At 70.4% G+C, this 19,517-nt stretch carries 19 protein-coding genes and 1 pseudogene; 5 read left to right on the forward strand and 15 right to left on the reverse strand.

The window, feature by feature from the left end; all coding sequences use genetic code 11:
- Positions 1-143: 143 nt before the first annotated feature.
- From WA762_RS34350 to WA762_RS34410, 13 genes are all read right to left on the reverse strand, one after another.
- A complete protein-coding gene (locus WA762_RS34350) occupies positions 144-1,202 on the reverse strand; it encodes a type III polyketide synthase (protein WP_335941507.1) in 1,059 nt (352 codons plus the stop codon).
- A 792-nt stretch (positions 1,203-1,994) separates the two neighbouring features.
- Positions 1,995-3,200, reverse strand: a complete 1,206-nt coding sequence (locus WA762_RS34355; RefSeq protein WP_335941508.1) for a cytochrome P450 — start codon at positions 3,198-3,200, stop codon at positions 1,995-1,997.
- A 401-nt stretch (positions 3,201-3,601) separates the two neighbouring features.
- The gene (locus WA762_RS34360; RefSeq protein ID WP_335941509.1) at positions 3,602-4,633 is read right to left on the reverse strand and encodes a DUF1259 domain-containing protein; all 1,032 of its coding nucleotides are present in this window, start codon (positions 4,631-4,633) and stop codon (positions 3,602-3,604) included.
- Between the two features lie 239 nt (positions 4,634-4,872).
- Entirely contained in the window at positions 4,873-5,046 is a 174-nt protein-coding gene (locus tag WA762_RS34365; RefSeq protein WP_335941510.1) for a hypothetical protein, read from the reverse strand.
- Between the two features lie 66 nt (positions 5,047-5,112).
- Complete coding sequence (locus WA762_RS34370) at positions 5,113-6,606, reverse strand: phytoene desaturase family protein (protein ID WP_335941511.1); 1,494 nt, start codon at positions 6,604-6,606, stop codon at positions 5,113-5,115.
- On the reverse strand, positions 6,603-8,450 hold the full coding sequence (locus tag WA762_RS34375) for an ABC transporter ATP-binding protein (RefSeq protein ID WP_335941512.1): 1,848 nt from the start codon (positions 8,448-8,450) through the stop codon (positions 6,603-6,605). Before WA762_RS34375 ends, WA762_RS34370 begins: the two co-directional genes overlap by 4 nt.
- Positions 8,447-8,626 (reverse strand): hypothetical protein, encoded by a 180-nt coding sequence (locus WA762_RS34380; RefSeq protein WP_335941513.1) that lies wholly within the window; start codon positions 8,624-8,626, stop codon positions 8,447-8,449. The genes WA762_RS34375 and WA762_RS34380 overlap by 4 nt, the downstream gene beginning before the upstream one ends.
- A complete protein-coding gene (locus tag WA762_RS34385) occupies positions 8,620-9,372 on the reverse strand; it encodes a class I SAM-dependent DNA methyltransferase (RefSeq protein WP_335941514.1) in 753 nt (250 codons plus the stop codon). Before WA762_RS34385 ends, WA762_RS34380 begins: the two co-directional genes overlap by 7 nt.
- Positions 9,369-9,914 (reverse strand): hypothetical protein, encoded by a 546-nt coding sequence (locus tag WA762_RS34390; protein WP_335941515.1) that lies wholly within the window; start codon positions 9,912-9,914, stop codon positions 9,369-9,371. Before WA762_RS34390 ends, WA762_RS34385 begins: the two co-directional genes overlap by 4 nt.
- On the reverse strand, positions 9,911-11,026 hold the full coding sequence (locus WA762_RS34395) for an alpha/beta hydrolase (RefSeq protein ID WP_335941516.1): 1,116 nt from the start codon (positions 11,024-11,026) through the stop codon (positions 9,911-9,913). Before WA762_RS34395 ends, WA762_RS34390 begins: the two co-directional genes overlap by 4 nt.
- Positions 11,023-11,859: a hypothetical protein gene (locus WA762_RS34400; protein WP_335941517.1), complete on the reverse strand. Its 837-nt coding sequence runs from the start codon at positions 11,857-11,859 to the stop codon at positions 11,023-11,025. Before WA762_RS34400 ends, WA762_RS34395 begins: the two co-directional genes overlap by 4 nt.
- A 151-nt stretch (positions 11,860-12,010) precedes the next feature.
- Positions 12,011-12,190, reverse strand: a complete 180-nt coding sequence (locus tag WA762_RS34405) for a hypothetical protein (RefSeq protein ID WP_335941518.1) — start codon at positions 12,188-12,190, stop codon at positions 12,011-12,013.
- A 425-nt stretch (positions 12,191-12,615) separates the two neighbouring features.
- Complete coding sequence (locus tag WA762_RS34410; RefSeq protein WP_335941519.1) at positions 12,616-12,816, reverse strand: hypothetical protein; 201 nt, start codon at positions 12,814-12,816, stop codon at positions 12,616-12,618.
- A gap of 586 nt (positions 12,817-13,402) precedes the next feature.
- Between WA762_RS34410 and WA762_RS34415 the strand changes: the two genes are divergently transcribed.
- Both WA762_RS34415 and WA762_RS34420 read left to right on the forward strand, forming a co-directional pair.
- Positions 13,403-14,380, forward strand: a complete 978-nt coding sequence (locus tag WA762_RS34415; protein WP_335941525.1) for an ABC transporter ATP-binding protein — start codon at positions 13,403-13,405, stop codon at positions 14,378-14,380.
- 41 nt (positions 14,381-14,421) lie between these two features.
- Complete coding sequence (locus WA762_RS34420) at positions 14,422-15,222, forward strand: ABC transporter permease (RefSeq protein ID WP_335941520.1); 801 nt, start codon at positions 14,422-14,424, stop codon at positions 15,220-15,222.
- Between the two features lie 373 nt (positions 15,223-15,595).
- Here WA762_RS34420 and WA762_RS34425 read toward each other — a convergent pair whose 3' ends face one another.
- The gene (locus tag WA762_RS34425; protein WP_335941521.1) at positions 15,596-16,219 is read right to left on the reverse strand and encodes a TetR/AcrR family transcriptional regulator; all 624 of its coding nucleotides are present in this window, start codon (positions 16,217-16,219) and stop codon (positions 15,596-15,598) included.
- 88 nt (positions 16,220-16,307) lie between these two features.
- On the opposite strand from WA762_RS34425, the gene WA762_RS34430 reads away from it, so the two are divergent.
- Complete coding sequence (locus WA762_RS34430; RefSeq protein ID WP_335941522.1) at positions 16,308-17,795, forward strand: carboxylesterase/lipase family protein; 1,488 nt, start codon at positions 16,308-16,310, stop codon at positions 17,793-17,795.
- 454 nt (positions 17,796-18,249) lie between these two features.
- Here WA762_RS34430 and WA762_RS34435 read toward each other — a convergent pair whose 3' ends face one another.
- The gene (locus WA762_RS34435) at positions 18,250-18,633 is read right to left on the reverse strand and encodes a winged helix-turn-helix transcriptional regulator (RefSeq protein WP_335941523.1); all 384 of its coding nucleotides are present in this window, start codon (positions 18,631-18,633) and stop codon (positions 18,250-18,252) included.
- Positions 18,634-18,743: 110 nt separating this feature from the next.
- Here WA762_RS34435 and WA762_RS34440 point away from each other — a divergent pair, with 110 nt between their 5' ends.
- Together WA762_RS34440 and WA762_RS34445 are read left to right on the forward strand one after the other, a co-directional pair.
- Complete coding sequence (locus WA762_RS34440) at positions 18,744-19,154, forward strand: RidA family protein (RefSeq protein WP_335941524.1); 411 nt, start codon at positions 18,744-18,746, stop codon at positions 19,152-19,154.
- 275 nt (positions 19,155-19,429) lie between these two features.
- Positions 19,430-19,517 (forward strand): annotated as a pseudogene (locus WA762_RS34445) (transposase); the annotation flags it as partial.

Here is a 19,517-nt window from a genome sequence, read left to right on the forward strand (position 1 = left end):
GGACTCCCCGGCGGCCCGGGGCGCCGGGGGGGGCCCCCCCCCCCCCCCCCCCCCCCCCCCCCCCCCCGCCCGGGAACGTCCATGAACGTCAGGGAACGTCCAGGAGCATCGGGGAGCGTCCAGGAACGTCGGGGGAGGGAACGTCAGGAACCGGAGTCCGTCACCCAGGTGCCCAGCGAGATCTCGGCGGTGATGCCGGGACCGAAGCCCGCCATCAGGCCGCGATGGCCGTCCAGCGCCGACGCCTCATCGAACATGCGGCCGAGTGCGTCGATCACCACCGCGCTGGCGATGTTGCCGTACTCGGTGAGCGTCGCCCGGCTGAAGCGGAACGCCTCGGGCGGCACGTCGAGGAAGCGGCACAGGTCGTCCAGGATGCGCGGACCGCCCGCGTGGATGATGTAGAAGTCCATCTTCCCGGCGTTCCACTGGTGCTCCTCGGCGAGCGCGTTCAGAGCGGGCGCGAGGGGCTCCATCGTTCCCGGCACCCGCTTGTCGAGCTGGAAGTGGAACCCGGTGGACCGGACCGCGTAGGAGATCCAGTCCTCGGTGTCCGGGATGATGTACGAGCCGTTGCGCTCCATCCGTACGCCGGTGCCGCCGCGGCCCCGGAGCACGATGGCGGCTATGCCGTCGCCGAACAGGCCGTTGGACAGCAGCGAACCCACGCCCAGGTCGGTGGGCTGGTAGCAGAGCGAGCAGAACTCGCAGGCGACCACCAGGACGTTGGCGTCGGGGTACGCCCGGCAGAAGTCGTGGGCCCGGTTGAGGGCCGCGCCCCCGGCGGCGCAGCCGAGCTGCGCGATGGGCAGCTGACGCGTCTCCGAGCGGAAGCCCATCTCACCGATGAGCCACGCGGTCGGCGGCGGCATCATGAAGCCGGTGCAGGAGACGTACACGATCAAATCGATCTGCCGCGGCTCAAGTTCGGCGTTTTCGAGCGCCCGGCGCACCACTGCCGGGACCCGTGCCTTGGTGTGCTGCTCGTAGGTGACGCTCCTGGCGTCGAAGCCCGGGTGCTGGAGCACCTTGTCGATCGGCTGGATCAGGTGCCGTTTGCGCACCCCGGTATGTTCGATCAGGCGAAGGACCAGGTCGAGCTGTGGATGGTCGCTGTGCAACCGTCGGGCCAGTTCGAGGGTTTCCTCGTTCGTGATGATGTGCTCGGGAACCTCGATCGCCGGCTTGCAGAGAACCGCCATGGAACTCCTCCTAGCGGACTTGGTCCACACGGCCGGGCCCGGAACGGTTTGAGGTTTGTCCGCCGGGACTGGGTGGCGGAGGGAGCCGGCGGGAGGTCCGGCACGGCCCCGGACGCACGGTGGAGTGCGTGGGGGAGCGTGTGAGATTCCCGCGCCGGTCTCGATACCCCTGGAACGGGCGCGGACGGGCCGACCGTCGAAGACTGAGTTCTCGCCGTTTGTGGGCGGATCCTGATCCGCCACGGCTTGGGTCGCCGTCGGGAACACGTTACGGCAGGCGGACCGGGCCCGCATGTCGGGACGCGTCGGCCCACCGCTCGGCGGAACCGCTCCCCGGCGCGGCGGGACGCGGCCCTCGCCGGGCGCACGGCGGGGCGTGGCAGGGCGTGGCGGGGCGTGGCAGGGGCCGGCGGCCCTGCGCGGCGGAGGGGGCGTACGGGGGCATTCGGGCGGCGGGGCGTATGCCGGGCCCGTGCGGTAGGCGCGTGCGGCGGGGCATACGCCGGGCCCGTACGACGGGCGCGTACCCGGACCCGTACGGCGGCCCTGCGCGGCGGGGGTGGCGGCGTCCGCGGTACGGGAGCGGGGCACCCGGCCTTTGTGTCCGGTCGCCATCCGGTCGTTTCCGGCCGGACACGACTTCCGTTCCGTTCCGGTCTGGTCCGGTTCCGGTTCCGGTTCCGGTTGCCGGGCGCCCCGCGACGCCGCATCATCGATGACGGTCGGTTTCCTTCCTGGGGCCGTCCTCCTCGGCCGGCCGCCGACGACCGGTCGCCATGACCGGTGGGGGCGTCACCAGGTGACGGGGAGTTCCAGGGGATAGCGCCAGATCGACGTCTTGTTCCAGCGCACCTCCTCGGCGGGCGTCGCCAGCTTCAGCGCGGGGAAGCGCCTGAGCAGCGTTCCGATGGCGACCTGGAGTTCCGTGAGGGCCAGCGGCGCGCCGAGACAGTGGTGGCCGCCCCAGCCGAACGTCATGTGGGACGGTCCCTCGCGCTCCAGATCCAGCTCGTCCGGGCGGTCGAACTTCCGGGGATCGCGGTTGGCGGTCAGATAGGAGACGTGCACGATGTCCCCCGCCCGGATCAGGACTCCGCTCAGTTCCACGTCCTCCAGGGCCACCCGGGGAATGCCGACGCCCTTGCGGAAGGGGATGAACCGCAACAGCTCCTCCATGGCCTGCGGCAACATGTCGGGGCGCTCGCGCAGCATGGCAAGTTCGTCGGGCCTGGTCAGCAGCGTGTAGGAGATGTTGCCGATCTCGTACGTGGTGGTGTCCTGACCGGTGATGAGCAGCACCATGGCCATCACGGTCAGTTCCTGGTCGTTGAGGATCTCGTCCCCGTCGCGCGCCGTGGCCAGCGCGCTGATCAGGTCGTCGCCGGGGTTCGCGCGGCGTTCGGCGGTCAACTCGTCGAAGTAGGCGCGGAGTTCCGACTTGGACCGGATCGCGTTCGGCTTGTTCTCGACGGTGGTGTCCATCATGGTCCGTGCGTGCGTGCGGAGTTGTGCGTGGTCGGACTCGGGGATGTCGAGGACCTCGCAGATGGTGGTCAGCGGCAGCGGCGCCGCCAGGTGCGCGAAGAGGTCGGCGGGCGCGCCGTGCTCCTCCATCCGGTCCAGCAGTTCGTCCACGACGTGCTGGGTGCGCACCTTCATGCGTTCCATGTGGCGGGGCGCGAAGCCCTTCGAGATCAGGCTGCGGAGCCGGCTGCTGCCCGGCGGGTCCATCACGTTGATGGCCTCGTCCTGGACGATCGGCTCCGGAGTCATGCGCGGGAAGTTCCGGCCGATGATCGCGTGCCGGCTGAACCGCCGGTCGGTGGTCACCGTACGCACGTCGTCGTAGCCGGTGACGAGCCACGCGTCGCCGTCGCCGTGCGGCAACCGGATGCGGGAGACGGGTTCTTCGGTCATCAAGTGACGGAGGACCGGGTCGAATTCGAGGGCCTCGGCGTAGTCGAACGGGCAGAGCCGGGCACCGGTGGATGGTTCCATGCGGAGCTCCAGAGGGAGAGGGGATGACGGGCGGTTCGGGGAAGGTCGGGACTGAGCAGGGCCGTGCAGGGCTGATCGAGGCCGTGCAGGGCCGGTCGGGGGCTGGACGGGACATGGGTGCCCGGTCTTCCGTGCCGACACGCGCCGCCGGGGTCCGATTGGTCCATCCGACTGGTCCATATGCGGAGCGCGTCCCACGGCCGGGGGTGTCCGGGTTCGCTGGACCGGCGGAGCGGGCGTCCGGCGCCGCGGCTCGGCGGCGACCCGTACGTTCGATGTGTTCGATGCGTACGGTGTGCTTGCTCGCCGCGTACGGGCGAGGGCGCCGGGGACGGGGCGCGGGTGCGAGGGCGTGCGCGGGTTCGGGCGCGGGGCAGGGGCGGGAGCCCGGCCCGGCGGTCTCAGTCGGTCGGTCCGGCGTCGATCGGTACGACATCGGTGGCGTCCAGGGCCGGGCGTACGGCTCGCGCGAGTGCCACCCCGTCGTCCACGGCCCAGAAGTGGGTGAAGAACAGGCGGGGTTCCTCGGCGAGGTGATGGTTGTGGAGTTCGACAAGTTGGATCCCGCCGCGGCGCAGGGCCTTCAGCACGGCCGGGACCTCGTCGGCGAGCATGACGCAGTCGCCGGCGAGCGCGGCCCGTCCGCCGCCCATCGGCTGGAAGTTGAGCGCACTGGTCGACCCCAGGCCGGGCGGCAGGATCAGATGCCGGTCCGCGATCGTCTCGCGGCGGGCGAAGAGCGCCTTGTACAGCCCTTCCTCGGTGACGCCCTTCGTGCCCAGCACCGCCTCCATTCCGGCGATGTCCAGGTCGACGGGGGTCGGCCGGGGCGGCCGGGCGGGTGGGGTGCCGGTGCGGTCGAGCCCGGCGCGCAGGCCGCGGGCCAGGGCCACCGGGTCGTAGCCGTGTGCGTGGACATGCGCCCACCAGATGTCGGGGCTCTGGGCGAGCAGGTGCTTGTGAAGCGCGCTCTGCTCGATCCCGTGCGCCTGCCAGGCGTCGATCACCCGCTGCAACTCGCCTTCGGTGACGGCCACATCGCCCATCAGCATCGTGCTGCCGTCGGCGTACCGGACGAACGCCACATGCGTACCGAGGGCGAGCCCGGGTGAGACGTGCACCCCCTCCGTGACCACGTGCAGGTCCCACCGGGGAAAGCCCGTGTGATAGATCGTGCCGCGCAGCATGTTGCCGGCCCTGCCCAGCGCCTTCGCCACGGCCGCCCAGTCGGCCAGGCGGCTGGGCGCGGGCGGGACCCGCCCGCCGTGCCCCGGCGCGGTGGCCCCGCGCGGCGCGCCGGGGGTGCGCGCGGCGGCGGCCGGCGCGACGGCGCCCAGCACCGGCGCGAGCGCGGCCGCCGCCAGCACCCGTCGGCGCGAGGCGGACGCCGGTGCGTTCGTGTTGTCCTGTCGTCGGTCTCCAGTCCTGTCCACGCTCTTCACGTAATCGTCTCCATGGCGAGATGAAAACGTGCGAAACGCGGGCAAAAGGGTGAAAGCGGATGTGTCGTCAGTGGGGCGTGCCGGATGGGCCGACCGCCGCCGAAGGAGGCAGAGGGCTCGGCGCCCGGCTGCCGGCCTCGGCACCAGGACGTGGACCGGGGGCGGAAGCCGGGGCCGAGCCCGCGGGAGGGTTCCTCAACGAGCGCTCTCGTAGCCGCTCGTCCGCTTCATCAGCCCTTGGCGCGCTCGTCGTTGACGACCTGCTGCCGCAGCTCCACCAGCGCGCGGAGAGCCTCGCTGTACATGTGGACGCTCTTCTCGCTGTGCGTGTCGATGGCGGTCTTGACCTCCTTGAAGGTCTTGGCGATGACCTCGTCCAGGGTGTTCTTGTCGATGCCGTTCATCTTTCTTGCTCCTTTCAGTGGGGGAGGGGCGTGGGCGGCCTCGGTCGGCCGCCCACCGGGCAAGCATCAGAGGTTCTTCTCCGGCCCCGGGGCGTGCGGCGTGAGCGGAGGGACCGGAGCGAGCGGGGAGAGGTCGGGCGGGGTGCGCAGTCCGTGGTGGGTGCGGAGCGCGGACCGTGCCGCGAGGTAGCCGCACATGCCGTGGACGGAGGGGCCCGGAGGTGTGGACGCCGAGCACAGGTACACGCCCGGAAGCGGTGTTCGGTACGGATCCCAGCGTGCGACCGGCCGGGCGAGGGACTGGCGCAGCGTCATGGCGCCGGCTCCGATGTCGCCCCCGACGTAGTTCGGGTTGTACGCCTCGTAGTGGGCGGCGGGCATCCCGCGCGAGGCGATGACGGTGTCACCGAATCCGGGCGCGTGCTCCTCGATGCGTTGCCGGATCAGGTCGGTGGGGTCGCGATCGTCGCCGTGCGGGACATGGGCATAGGCCCACACCGGCCGCCTGCCCGCCGCCGCGCGCGACGGATCGGTGACGGCGGGGTCCACGACCAGCACGAAGGGGTCGGGGACCGCGCGTCCCGCCGCGGTGGCCATCTCCCGCCGGACGATGTCGGCGTGGGTGCCGCCGAGGTGCACGGTGCCGGCCTGCCGTACCAGGGGGTTCGTCCAGGGGATGGGTTCGCTGACCAGGAAGTCCGCCTTCGCCGCGCCCGGTCCGTAACGGTAGCGGCGCAGGGCGCGCGCGTAGCGGTCGGGCAGACGCCGCCCCGCGAGGGCGAGGAACCCCTTGGGGCAGGTGTCCAGCATGACGAGGGGGACGTCGCCGAGTTCGGACAGGTCGCGGACGTGGTGGTCGGTGTGGATGGTGCCGCCGTGGGCGACGATGTCGGCCGCCAGCGCGTCCGCGATGCGCGCGCTGCCGCCTTCCGGGAGCGGCCAGCCGCTGCTGTGGGCGACGTGCCCCAGCAACAGTGCCACCGTCGCCGCCACCGGCGAGGGGAGCTTCCCCACCGCGTGGGCGGCCACCCCGGTGAGGAGGGCCCGCGCCTCCTCGGTGACGAACGGGGTGAGCGGGGTGCCGTGGGCCAGGACGCGGGCGGCGAGCAGCACGGCGGCCGCCGGGTCCCGGGGCAGGGAGCGCTGGGCGGACAGGACGAGGTCGACGACGCCGCCGGACCGGGCGGCCAGCGGGGCCATCAGCCGGGTCCAGCGCGGTCCGTCCGCGCCCAGGCCCTCGGCGGTGCGGGCGAGGTCGCGCCAGGCCGCCGCGGCGCGACCGCCGGGGAGCGGGTGCGCGTAGGGCATGGCGGGCTGCAGGAGCCGTACGCCCCTGGACTCCAGGTCGAACGCGCGGAAGAAGGGCGAGGCGGCGGCCATCGGGTGCACGGCCGAACAGATGTCGTGCGACACCTCGCTGTCGAACAGCGGCTCCGTGCGCAGCCCGCCGCCGATGGCGCCGGCCTTGTCGAACAGGGCGACCCGGAGTCCCGCCCTGGCGAGGGTCACCGCCGCCGCGAGTCCGTTGGGTCCGGCGCCGACGACCGCCGCGTCGGTCATGACACGGCCTCGGCCGGAGCGAGCTGGCGGCTGACCAGCCTGCGGTACGTGTCGTCGCGTTCCATCAGCTCGGCGTGGGTGCCGTGATCGCGCAGCCGGCCGTCCTCGACGACCAGGATGTGATCGGCCCCGATGGTGGTGGAGACCCGGTGCGCGATCGTGAGGACCTGGCAGCGCGTGCCGATGGTGACCAGGGCGTTCCGCAGCTCGGTCTCGGAGTCGGAGTCCAGGTTCGAGGTCGCTTCGTCGAGGAGGAGCACCTCGGGCCTGGTGAGCAGGGCGCGGGCGATGGCCAGACGCTGCCGCTGGCCGCCGGAGAGGCCGTGGCCGCCCTCGCCCAGCTCGGTGTCCATGCCGTCGGGCAGGGCGGCGATCACCTCGGTGAGGTGGGCCGCCCGCAGCGCCTCGTCGATCTCGTCGGGTGTGGCGTCCGGCTGGGCGTACACCAGGTTCTCCCGTACGGTGCCGCGCATCAGCGGGGCCTCCTGCTCCACCAGGCCGATCCGTCCCCTCAGCTCGGTGAGCGGCATGGCGGCGGTGTCGCGGCCCGCGATGCGCACGGTGCCCTGGTCGGGGTCGTAGAAGCGCTCGATGAGCTGGAACAGGGTGGTCTTCCCGGCGCCGGACGGGCCGACGACCGCGGTCACGCCGACCGGGGGCAGGGAGAACGAGACCTCCCGCACCGCAGGGGCGGGCTGACCGCTGTAGGCGAAGGTCACGCGGTCGAACTCCACGGAGACGGACGTGTCGTGGACTAGGGCGGAGGCAGGCGCGGGGGCGTCGGCCGCGGCCTCGGCGGCGTCCGCGTCGGCGGGCCTCGCGGCATCGCCGGCCGTCGTCTTCGCGGGGTCGTCGTTCGCGGACTTCGCGGCATCGCCGGCCGCCGACTTCACGGGGTCGCCGTCGGCGGTCTCCTGCTCCACCACGGCCAGTTCCCGCACGCGGTCGATGGCGGCCCTGCCCTGCTGGAGTTCCCCGATGGCCATGAACAGCATCACCAGCGGAGACACCAGGTAGAACAGGTACATGATGAACGCGGTGAGGTCCTCGATGGGCAGCGCCCCGGTGGCGGTCCGGGCCATGCCCCAGGCGATCACCACGGCGAGGGAGACCTGGGTGCCGACGTTCATGGCGGGCAGGAGCATGGCCGACAGGCGCGTCACCCGGACACCGCTGTCGCGCGCGGCGTCGGCGAGCGCTTCGAGCCGCTCGGCCTCCCGTCGCTCGGCGCGGGACGCCTTCACCGTGGTCAGCGCGCCGAGGACCCTGAGCAGGCCGGAGCCGTAGTTGCTGGTGTCCTCGCGGTTGGTGACGGCCACCTTGCGGACGGCCCGGGCCAGCCCCAGGGACACCGCGGAGGCGACGCCCAGGCAGCCGGCGGTGACCAACAGCATCCGCCAGTCGATCCACGCCATGACGACGATGCAGCCCACGCTGGTGAACCCGGCCGTGATCATCTGGGCCACGGACGACGACAGGGCGACCCGGGCGAGGGAGGTGTCGGCCACGGTGCGGGTGAACACATCGCCGTGTTCGAGCTTGTTGAACTCCCTGATCCGGGAGTGCAGCAGACGCCCGGTGAGCGTGGTGCGCATGTCCATGACTATGTTCTCGCCGGCGCGCCCGATCAGGTAGAAGTGCGTGGCCGCCAGGAACGCGTCGGCGGCGAAGAGCGCGGCGATGAGGACGATGGGCCCGGTCACCGATTCATCCAGCGCGACCGCCTTGATCAGGTCACCGATCAGCAGGGGCTGCAGCAGGGTGGCGGCCGTGCCCAGCAGGCCGAGGAGGATGCCGACGGCCAGCAGCACCCGGTGGCGGCGCACGATCTCGGATATGTTCACGACTTTCCCTCACCGAAGACGACGGCGATGACCGAGGCGATGCTCGCCGCCAGGATCACGCTCAGCACCCAGGAACGCCGGGTCAGTCCGTCGTCCTCCCTGAACAGCACGAGCATGCTCGGCAGGGCGAACGCGAAGGCGGAGAAGAACCATGCCGTGCGGCTTGCCGTCAGCACTGCCCGGCTCCTTCCCGGCCGGTGCGGCGGGCCACGTACCAGTCGTACGGCTGGAAGCCCTCGGCGGGACGGACCTGTTCGACCGTGAACCCGGCCTCGGCCAGGCAGCTTTCGACCTCTTCGCGGGCGATCAGCAGAATCCGCTCGCTGAACTCGACCGGCGGCTCACCGTCCTTGTCGACGCGGGTGTCCATGGTGAGCACGTCGTGCTCGTCGAGGACCACGGTGAAGGTGGTTGTCCCGCCATGGTGCGGCATGGGCACGGTCAGTGTGTGCTGGGCCACGAGCGGCAGGTACGCGGCGACGGAGTAGTACTCCAGCGACAGGGAGCCGCCCGGGGCGAGTACGGAGTGGATGTTCTCGAAGGCGGCCGTGAGTTCCTCGCGCGAGCGCACACAGGCCAGCGAGCCCATGGTGGAGTAGGCCGCGTCGAAGGGGCCGGCCGAGGCGGCGTCGGCGGTCAGCGGCCGACGGAAGTCGGCTTCCAGCAGGGTGACGTTCGCGGGAACTCCCTTGGACCTGAACTCGTCCAGCATCGCCGGAGAGTTGTCCAGGCCGGTCACCTCGCGGGCGAGTCCGGACACGGGGAGCGCCACGCGGCCGGTGCCCACGCCGATCTCCAGCACCCGCGCGCCCGTGACGTGCGGACGGAGCCGGTCGACGGCCTCGTCGGTCGGCATGGCCGGGGCGATCAGGGAGTCGTAGACGGACGCCACCGCGGTGCCGTACTGCACGTCGTGGGTCACGGGTTCACCTCTTCGTAGTCGAAGACCAGGTCGTACTTGGGGTCCTCGCTGTGGTCGTAGCCGGAGTAGCGCACGAGCAGGACCTGGAACAGCGGGTAGCCCGGCTCGGGCGTCAGACGTGTCCGGACGAATTCGTTGACGAGCCGATAGGCCGATTTCTTGGCCTCCTCGTGCAACGGGGTCATCGCGCCGGGGTTGTGGACGAGCGTCGACGCGACGTCGAAGATGGCCTTCTCGGCACGTCGGCCGGGGAACCAGAAGGCGTGGACCAACTTGCGGGGGTTGATCGCGTACACCTCGCGCCACTCGGTGTGCCGCGTCCGGTCCGCGCTGGCGAGCCGGTACAGGAAGTGCTGGTCCTCCACGGCCGGGTTGGGCGCGAAGAAGCGCCAGTTGGGGATCGCGATCCCGGTGCCGGTCTTGTCGGCCTTGCGGACCTTGTCGAAGCCCCGGTCGGGGTGCTGGGACAGCACGGAGGCCACGAACCATCCGGCGAAGAGCGCGGGTATCGCCCGCTCCATCACCGTCGCCGTCCTGCTCACGCCGCCTCCTCGGGGTGCCGCTGTTCTTCGGGGTGCTGCTGTTCCCCGGGGTGTCGCTGCTCCTCGGGGCGCCGTGCCTCCTCGGGGTGCTGCTGCTCCCCGGCGCGTCGCTGTTCCCCGGTGGCGAACCGGGCGGTGACGTCCGCCACCGCGTCCTCGATCGCCCGTGCCGTGAGCGGGGCGTGGTCGGTCCCGCCGGTGAGGGAGAGATGGGTGGAGCCCGGGACGGTGAGGATCTCGCCCCCGGTCCCCGAAGCGATGTACTCCTCGTACAGGTCCTTGTGTTCGGGCGTCTGCCGCAGGGTCGCCTCGGCGGCCACCACCCGGACCGGTATCCGCAGGGAGTCGAGGGGCCGCCCGCCGTCCAGCATGAACGCGTACGAGTAGTCCCACTCCCGGCGCGCGCTGTACCAGGTCGAGGTGGAGGAGCTCTCGATCCGCAGGGTGCGGTAGTACGGGTTGCCCTCGGCGAAGGCGAACAGGCCCTTCTTGTCGATCAGCACGCCCGCGCCGAACGCCGCGGACCACGGGCCGAGCTTCATCGTCATGTTCACGCCGCGCGAGCCCTCGCGCTGCTTGCGGGAGTGCAGCAGCTCGCGGGGGTGGGTGGGATCCACGAGGATCAGGCCGTGGACCCGGCCGGGGGCTGCCGCCGCCGCGCGGTGGGCGAGGTAGCCGCCCAGGGAGTGTCCCGCGAGCAGACAGGGGCTGTCACCCGCCACGCCCTCCTCGATGACCTCCAGGAGATCGTTCACGGACTCGTTCAGCGAGTAGTCCTCGGGGCAGCGGCGCAGCGAACCGCGGTACCCGGCGCGGTCGTACAGCAGGACGGAGATGCCGGGGTCGAGGTGGTCGGCCACCAGCAGCCAGGACGCCGAGGTGTTCATCAGCCCGGCTTCGAGGACCAGCGTCGGACCGCCCGGCCTGCCGCGGCGTACGTGGTACGTGACGATGTTGCCGCTGCCGCAGCGCCGTCGGCGCTGCTCGAAGCCGGCGTGACCGCGGCGGGACGCGAAGTTGGCGTAGGTGCGGTGAACCAGGCCGACGGCCAGGCAGGCCGCCAGGCCCGCCGCCGTCAGCCGGGGAAAGCTCGTCGCGGTCCGGGTGCTCACGACGCCTCCCCGGTGCCCTTGGCGAGTGCGCGCACGGACGGGTAGGTCGAGACGAACGCCCAGGCGAAGCGGGAGAGTCCCATGAAACGGGCGTTGGCCAGGTGGAAGAGACCCATCACCAGCAGACCGGCCTCGATGTACCTGCCCTTCCTGAGCAGCAGCAGCGGGAACCCGCATTCCAGGGCGAGGACCGCGTGGCAGATCGCGCGGGACACGGCCGGGTACCTGTCGAGCTGCTTGAAGAACCACTCGTCGCCGTAGGTCTGGGTCCGCATGATCTTCGCCAGTGCGTCGCCCGACCGCCAGGCGTCGCCGGGGAGTTTGGCCCAGCCCGACGCCCCGTACGACAGCACGGTCTGGGCTCCGATGAACTGCACGGCGGCGGTGCGGGTGGCGTCCGTGCCGCCGGCGCGACCGAGCGCGGCGGCGGTCTGCACCAGGAAGGACACCTGGTCCGAGCCGTCCGTGCCGAAGAGATGGCGGGGATACACCAGGACTTGACTGACGGTCAGGTAGGCGTTGGCGGCCATCCGCACCGTGTTGTTGCGCACCGGCGAGATGAGCACCGCCGCCGCCAGGGCGCGGGAGCCGTGTAGGGCCTGGGTGACCGGTTCACGGGCGATGAAGTCCCTGACCGACTGTATGCCCCGGGTCTTGGCCGGGACCTGCGCCCTGGTGTGGGTCCAGTCGTTCAGTCCGCCCGGCTCCCGGTCCGCCCTGCGCACCATGTACTCGAGGCTGGACAGGAGATGGGTGGCGGCGGACAGCCGCTCGGCGGTGGTGAGCGGTGTGGCGCATGCCCGTTCAGCCACCTTGCGGAGACGTGACAACATGATCTGTTCCTGATCGCTTGGCTGTTGCGGTACCGCTCGGCCGCTGCGGCATGGCCCGGCGGTCGCGGTATCGCTGTTCGCTTGGCTGTTGTGGTGGCGTGGCGGAGCGCGGGGAGCCCCGGACCAGGGGGCTCCCCGCCGGTGGTTCCCGTTACTTCTGGGCGGTCTTGACCGCGACGCCGACGCCGGCGGCGGCGACGAGGATGGCGGACGCCTTCGCGCCCGCCACGACGCCCGCCACGAAGGCGGCCGGAGTGGCCATGACCGGGGCGACCGGGCCGTCGGTCGGCTGACCGATACCTGCGTTGACCTTCTCGATGAGCACCGACATGGTGCTTCCTCCTTTGATCTGGTAAATCGGACAGGGGCCGGTTCTGGCAGGCACCAGCACTGCCTGCCAGAACCGGTCCGTCTGGCGCAGCCCGAACGGGGGCTGCGGTGGGGTTCGCACCACACGCTCATGAACGGGACCGGGGCCGGGCCCGGAAACAAAGCCGGGGCCGGGAGCAGGGCCGGGATCGGGAACAGGGCCGGGAACGGCTCGGGTTCCCCGGTCTCGGGTTCCGGTCTCGGAATCCTGGGCCTCGGAATCCCAGGTCTCGGGTCCCCAGGTCTCGGGTCCCAGGTGTGGGGCGATGCGATCCGCGAGCCCGGGACGAGAGCGTCGTACGGGGCGCGGGGCGCGAGGGCGCGAGAGCGCCGGGGCGGGCGGGACGCCCGTCAGGCGTGGTGCCCGGGCAGGCGCGTACGCCTGGGTCAGCCGGTCGCGACCTTGTACGCCGCGTAGGCCGCACCGGTCACCGCCGCGGCGCCGACCACGGCGCCGGCAGCCTTGGCGATCACGGGCGTCGCGATCAGGGCGGGGGTGGCCATGACCGGGGCCGCACCGCCGGCGGGCGAGCCCGCCTCCAGAAGACCCGCGAGCGACGCGTTGGCGTTCACCTTCTTGACGAGCATGAATTTCCCTTTCCATGGGATCAGGGCATGGAGAAACCCCGTAGCGCCGCTTGATAAAACGGCGAACGGAAATTCTCGTGAGCCGTGATAACTGAAGTGGTGCCACCTGGAAGAAATATTCACCCAGGCTTCATGCGTGCAGTGAGTGGCAAAGGAGTGGTGAATAGCTATTGGGGAGACCGGAAAGGGGGGCTGGACATGAGAATGTCCGACCGCTTGCCGTGATTCCCCGCACCCCGTTCGACACGGCGACAAGTTCGCTGGTCAGACGCCCTGCCGCTCTGCTGGAGACGAAGTTAATCGAGTGCAAAGCACGAGTCAAGGCCACCTTGGCCAAATCTTTAGGTGTGTCGTTTGTTGATCATTGAGTTGAATGTCCGAATTTCAAGGGGTCGGGAAGTGTAAAGACGTCGAACCTCAGGAGAAGCTCAAATCGAGGGGTCCGGCGTTTGTTGCCGCGATTCGGAATTGGTTAATCCGGTTCGCCGGGAGGGGGTGGTCGTGTCAGGATCGGTTGAGCCTCACCCCCCCACGCGCGAGGAGGATGGAAAACGTGGCGGAAGCAGTGGAAAAGAAAGCCGCTCATATTGATGTCGAAGATGTTTGGCGGCGATATGGGCGGGGAAAGGGCGCGTTCGACGCCGTACGCGGCGTCAGCTTCAGCGTCCGGCCGGGGGAGCTGTTCGCCCTCCTCGGCACCAACGGGGCCGGCAAGACGTCCACCGTCGAGCTCTTGGAGGGGCTGGCGACACCGCGGCGAGGGCGCATCCGCCTGTTCGGCTCTCTCGACCCCGTCGCCGACCGCGCGCGAATCCGGTCGCGTACCGGCGCGATGTTGCAGGAGGGCGGGTTCATCTCCCACCTGACCGTGCGGGAAACCGTCGGGATGTGGGCCGACCTGACCTCGCGGCCTCGTACGGTCGACCGGGCGCTGGAGCTCACGGGGCTCTCCCACCGCCGCGAGGTGATGGTGCAGAACCTGTCCGGTGGGGAGAAGCGGCGGCTGGACCTGGCCATCGCCACCCTGTCGCGGCCCGAGATTCTCTTCCTCGACGAACCCACTGCCGGCATGGACCCCGAAGGACGCCACGCCACCTGGGAGTTGATACGCGAGCTCCAGGAACGGGGGGCGACGATCCTGCTCACCACGCACTACCTCGAAGAAGCCGAATCCCTCGCCGACCAGCTGGCGATCATGCACCGCGGCCGGATCGCCGCCTCGGGCTCCGTCTCGCAGATCGTCGCCGACCACCCGTCCACCCTGTCCTTCGGCCTGACCGGGCGGACGGCCGCCGAACTGCCCGTCGGCGGAACGGTGCGGGAACGCGACGGCCGGGTCACCGTCACCACCCAGCAACTCCAGAAGGACGCGGCCCGCCTGCTCGCGTGGGCCGAGGACCACGACGTGGTGCTCGACCGGTTCACGGCGCGGCCGGCCTCCCTCGAAGAGGCGTTCATCAGCATCGCGGGCGTCGACGGAACCCGGCAGCGGCTGGAGGGACAGGAAGAGCTGGAAGAGCGGGAAGAGCGGGAAGAGCGAGAAGGGGAGGGGGCGGCGGCGTGAGCGACGCGAACGGCCTGAATGGACCGAACGGCCTGAATGGCGTGAACAGTGTGAACGGTGCGAACAGCGTGAACGGCGCGAACAGCGCGGCGATGCGGCACATGCGGACTCTGTTCCGGATCGAATGGAAGCTGTTCAACCGGATCAAGTCCAACTACATCTTCGTGCTCCTCGTCCCGGTCATGATCCTCATGGCGATGCGGTTCGTGCAGGAACAGATGGAGCTGGGCGAGCACGGTCTCGACGCCGGCCCGCTGATGGTGTCCACCGCCACCGGAATCCTGCTGGTCTTCTCCTTGTATTCGTCCATCACCGGTCTGTATGTGGCGCGCCGGGAGGAACTCGTCCTCAAACGGCTGCGCACCGGGGAAGTGTCCGATCCGGTGATCCTCGCGGGCGGCGCCTCCATGTACGTCGCGATCTGCGTGGTGCAGATCGTCGTGGTGGCGGCCGTGCTGTCCGTGATGTTCGAGGCGGCCCCGCGCCAGTTCTTCACGGCCGTGGCGGGGCTGCTCACCGGCGTCGCGCTCATGACGGCGATGGCGGCGGCCACGGCGGCGCTGTGCCGCACGGTCGAGTCGGTGCTGGTCGCCACCCTGCCGGCGACCTTCATCCTGCCGATGATCTCCGGGGTCTACATCCCCCGGGAGGTGCTGCCGGACGCCCTGGGCGAGCCGCTGATGTTCGCCCCGCTCTCCTCCACGGTCGACCTCGTGCGCTCGGGATGGACCGGGGAACTGTCGTTGGGCGGCGCGCTGGGCAGGACCGTGCTCGCCCTCGTCTGGACCGGGCTGTTCACTTGGATCGCGGCCCGCCGCTTCCGATGGGAACCGCGCACCTGACGAAAAGCCTCCGCCCGCAGCCCGAACCCGCAGGTCAGAAAGCCTGCTCCCCGCGAGCGTGGGGATGGTCCGGCCTCTCCGACGTCATCGCAGCCGACACCGAGCTGCTCCCCGCGAGCGTGGGGATGGTCCGCAGGGCGGGACGACGCACCCGGCTGACGTGAACTGCCCCCGCGCACGCGGGGCTCGCGCAACGTGTCAGGCGTTCCGGCTGGATACGGGTACGGGCGGCAAGAAGCCGAAGCCGAAGCCGAAGCCGGCCCGGCCCCGGACCTCGGTCCCGCCATGCGTACGCGCGGCGGGACCGGGAGTGCCGGCGGCCGCGAGCCGAAAGCGTCTGGGCCGGAACACGACCGCCGGCGGTTGGGCGCGGTCAGGGCCTGGTCGTGAACAGCCGGTCGAGGTGCTGGTCGACGGCGGTCAGGGCCTCTTGGGGCTCGATCACGCTCAGTTCGATGAGCGGGGTCAGGCCGGTGAGCGCCAGGAGCAGGTTGGTCTCCGTCGCCGGGTCGCGGTCGGGGCTGATGTGGCCGTCGGTGATCGCCCGGCGGACGATCTGCTCGACGAGGTCGCGGCCGTGAGCCAATCCGTCGCGTGCGCGTGTGTGGATGTTCGCGTTGTGCAGCGCCTCCAGGACGTAGGCGGCGCTCATCCGGCTCGTCGCGCGTGCGTCGGGATGCAGCGGGAGCATCTCCGCGAGCATCACCCGGAGGGTGTCGCGGGGGTGCGGCGGCCTGCCGAGTTCCCCGGCGGCCCTGTCGAGTTCTCCGACGGCTTCGGCGACGCGCGATGACGTCTGTTCGGACGCGAAGTCCATGGCGAAGACCAACATCTCTTCCCGGGTGCTGAAGTAGTACTGCACCGCGCCGTGGGAGATGCCCGCTTCCTGGGCCACTTCGCGGACGCTCGCGTGCGCGATGCCGCGTTGCTCCACTACGCGCCACAGTGCTCGGGCGATCGTCTCGCGGCGTTCGCGGTGATCCACCTGCTTGGGCATCGTCGGCCTCCCTTTTTTCTCATACGGTTGACATATTACAACTGACCGGTAAAAACTGGGGAGTCCGTTCGCGGAGGAGGGACGTGGCATGTCCGAACACCCAGGAGCACGGACTGCGGAGGGCCTCGTCGAAGGGCGCTGGCGGGAGAACCATGCGGTGTTCCGTGGCATCCCCTATGCGCAACCGCCGGTCGGGCCCCTGCGCTTCCAGGCGCCGGCGCCGGTTGAGGGGTGGAACGGGATGAGGCAGGCGGCCGAATTCGGACCCGTGGTTCCGCAGGCGGGACCGACGGCCGAGAGCTCGGTCGGCGACGACTGGCTCACGCTCAATGTCAGCACTCCGGCCCTGGGGGCGGCCGGGCTGCCCGTGCTGGTGTGGATCCACGGTGGCGCCTACATCGCGGGGGCCTCCAGCGATCCGATGTACGACCCCGCCGCTCTGACCGGCGCGGGCCTAGTCGTGGTGAGCGTCAACTACCGGGTGGCGGCCGAGGGTTTCGCTCTCTTCGAGGGCGCCCCGGCCAATCGCGGGTTCCTCGACCAGATCGCGGCCCTGGAATGGGTACGGCGCAACATCGCCGCTTTCGGCGGGGACCCCGACCAGGTCACGGTAGCGGGACAGTCCGCCGGGGCGGGGTCGATCGCGGCCCTGCTCACGATGGAGCGGGCGCGCGGGCTGTTCCGCAGGGCCATCGCGCACTCGGTCCCGGGCACGCTGTGCACCCGTGCGCTGGCGGAAGAGGTCGTCGTCGCGCTCGCGAGCCGGGTCGGTGCGGCCCCCGACGCCGAAGCCCTGTCCGGCATCGACCCCTTGCGCCTGGCCGGCGAGCTCACCGCCCTCGGCGCCGAGCTTCCCGGCCGCCGCGAGAAGTGGGGGCGGCTCTCGCAGATCGGCGTCGCCGTGTGCCCGGTCCTCGACGGCGCGGTGCTCACCGAAACGCCCTGGACCGCGCCGGCCGACGGCCGTGCAGGAGGAATCGACCTCCTCGTCGGCCATACCCGTGATGAGTTCCGGCTGTTCAGCGTCATGATGGGGCGGTTGGGCACCTTCACCGAGGCCGAAGCGCATACGGCCCTCGACCTGTTCGCCCCGGCACCAGACGGCGCCGACGCCTATCGTGCCGCCCACCCGCGGGCCACCCCTGAAGAATTGATCGAACTCGTCTACTCCGATGCGCTTTTCCGGATGCCCTCACTGCATCTGGCCCAGGCGAATCAAGCGGCTGGAGGCACATCGTTCCTCTTTGAGCTGCAGCTGACGGCCCCGGCGTCCGGCGGAGTCCTGGGCGCCTGCCACAGCCTCGACGTCCCCCTGGCGTTCGGCACGCCGGACAGTCCCGCCGGCCGGCACTTCTTCGGCGACCGGCCAACGCCAGAGGTCTCGGCCGTGTCCCGGGAACTGCGGCGTGCCTGGGTCCGCTTCGCCACGACCGGTGACCCCGGATGGCCCGTCCACCGGCCCGGGCGACGACTGACTCGCGTCCTCGATACCGAGTCCAAGACCTTGCCGTACCCGGAAGAGGCCTCCCGCCGGATCTGGGAACGACACGCCCCGGCCCCCTTCGACCTCACGTGAACGAGGGCCCCGCCTGCGCAGTGCCGTGACCGGGAACGGTCGCCGGGTTCTGTCACCACGAAGCGCTCGACGACGTTCCGTCGACACGACTGGTGCGGATCGGACCGCATTCCCCTGCCGACTGCCGTGGGCCGGCCGCGTCCGCATTGCCGATGACCGCCAGAGGATCAGAGTGCGGCCGACGGCAGCCCGAGGTGGTTGTGCCATGCCCGACGGCCGTCACCGGCACCAAAACCGACGCCGTCACCTCAGATGAGCCGCGTGGCGCGAACGAGCCCGTCGTATGCTCCCCGGCCGCCGACCGGGCCTGTTGGCACGGCAGGGCCGTGCGTGCCGAGGTCTTGGGCTGCCTGGAGAGTGTAGAGGTGGTCCGTGGTCACCTATGGTGCGTGGCAGGTCAGTTGACTGTTCCGGATCGACCGCCCATGGGCCGTGCAGGCGGGTGCTCCAGCCGTCAGGCGTCGAAGTGGCGGCGCGCGGTCTCGATGTGACTGAGGTACCGCTGGGTCCAGTCGCACATCGCGCCAACCGTCGCGCGCAGGGCTCGGCCGGGCTCCGTGAGGGTGTACTCGACCCGTGGCGGCACGGTGGGGTGCACGCGTCGCGAGAGCAGGCCGTTGCGTTCCAGCATGCGCAGGTTCTGGGTGAGCATCTTGTGGCTGATGCCTTCGACCTCGTCGCGCAACTCGGTGAAGCGCCGGGTGCGGTCACCCACAGCCTCGATGATCAGGAGCGCCCACTTGTTGGCGACGTCCGAGAAGATCTCCCGTGCCAACGAGTCCGCGCGTGTCAGGTCTGCTTCGTCCTTGGGTGTGCCCATGAACTGCTTGGTCACCATGAGGTTCCCCAGTCACTGAAAAGTGCGTTCTTCCATGTCAGCGGCCACTCTCCTACGGTTGCCGAGTAACCACAAGAGACCACGAGCGTCTCTCGCGACGAGGAGGCAGAATGGCCATCACTCTGGTGAACCCCAGCGGGTTGCCCGAGGTCGACGTCTATCGGCAAGTGGCGATCGCGTTCGGGACGAAACTGGTCTTCATCGCTGGGCAGGTCGCCTGGGACGCCGAAGGGACCACGGTCGGCGAAGGCGACCTCGCCGCGCAGATCGAGCAGTGTTACCTCAACATCAACACCGCTCTGGCCGAAGCCGGAGGAACCTTCGACGACGTAGTGAAACTGACCGTCTACGTCGTCGACTGGACGCCCGACAAGATGCCCCTGCTCCTGGACGGGATGTCCCGGGCCGCCGCGAAGCTGGGATCCGCCCCCGTTCCGCCGGCCACGCTGGTGGGTGTGGCGGCGCTGGACATCCCCGACCATCTGGTCGAGATCGAAGCCACCGCGGTCCTCGACGAGTAGATGCCCTGCTGAGCAGACGCCCTCCGCTGGACAGACGCATTGCCGAGCGGATGGTCGGAGTGCTCGGTCGCCGCAGGTGGTTGTGGGCCGTGCGGATCAGCGGGACGCCGCATCCGATGAGTAGTACGTCGGTGAGGGCGGCCCGAGGCCCGAGGCCCGAGGCGCTGAGCGGCTCAGTCGTGGAGGGTGACGTTGGGCAGTGGGCGGCCGGTGGCGTGGAACAACGCGACTCCACAACTGCAGTGTTCGTCGGCCAGGGTCTGGGTGGGCGACAGTTGATCGGTGACGACACCGGATTCCTGAAGAAGGGAGTTTGCTCGGCCGGGGTGCAGAGGCAGTATTCCGGCACCGCCGGGGCTTGTA

The organism is Streptomyces tyrfis, from assembly GCF_037034285.1.
GTDB lineage: Bacteria > Actinomycetota > Actinomycetes > Streptomycetales > Streptomycetaceae > Streptomyces.

Excerpts from the sequence above, each read along its gene's own strand:
- WA762_RS34350 (WP_335941507.1), bottom strand. The coding sequence starts at position 1,202 with ATGGCGGTTCTCTGCAAGCCGGCGATCGAGGTTCCCGAGCACATCATC.
- WA762_RS34355 (WP_335941508.1), bottom strand. The coding sequence starts at position 3,200 with ATGGAACCATCCACCGGTGCCCGGCTCTGCCCGTTCGACTACGCCGAG.
- WA762_RS34365 (WP_335941510.1), bottom strand. The coding sequence starts at position 5,046 with ATGAACGGCATCGACAAGAACACCCTGGACGAGGTCATCGCCAAGACC.
- WA762_RS34370 (WP_335941511.1), bottom strand. The coding sequence starts at position 6,606 with ATGACCGACGCGGCGGTCGTCGGCGCCGGACCCAACGGACTCGCGGCG.
- WA762_RS34400 (WP_335941517.1), bottom strand. The coding sequence starts at position 11,859 with ATGTTGTCACGTCTCCGCAAGGTGGCTGAACGGGCATGCGCCACACCG.
- WA762_RS34405 (WP_335941518.1), bottom strand. The coding sequence starts at position 12,190 with ATGTCGGTGCTCATCGAGAAGGTCAACGCAGGTATCGGTCAGCCGACC.
- WA762_RS34410 (WP_335941519.1), bottom strand. The coding sequence starts at position 12,816 with ATGCTCGTCAAGAAGGTGAACGCCAACGCGTCGCTCGCGGGTCTTCTG.
- WA762_RS34425 (WP_335941521.1), bottom strand. The coding sequence starts at position 16,219 with ATGCCCAAGCAGGTGGATCACCGCGAACGCCGCGAGACGATCGCCCGA.
- WA762_RS34430 (WP_335941522.1), top strand. The coding sequence starts at position 16,308 with ATGTCCGAACACCCAGGAGCACGGACTGCGGAGGGCCTCGTCGAAGGG.
- WA762_RS34435 (WP_335941523.1), bottom strand. The coding sequence starts at position 18,633 with ATGGTGACCAAGCAGTTCATGGGCACACCCAAGGACGAAGCAGACCTG.
- WA762_RS34440 (WP_335941524.1), top strand. The coding sequence starts at position 18,744 with ATGGCCATCACTCTGGTGAACCCCAGCGGGTTGCCCGAGGTCGACGTC.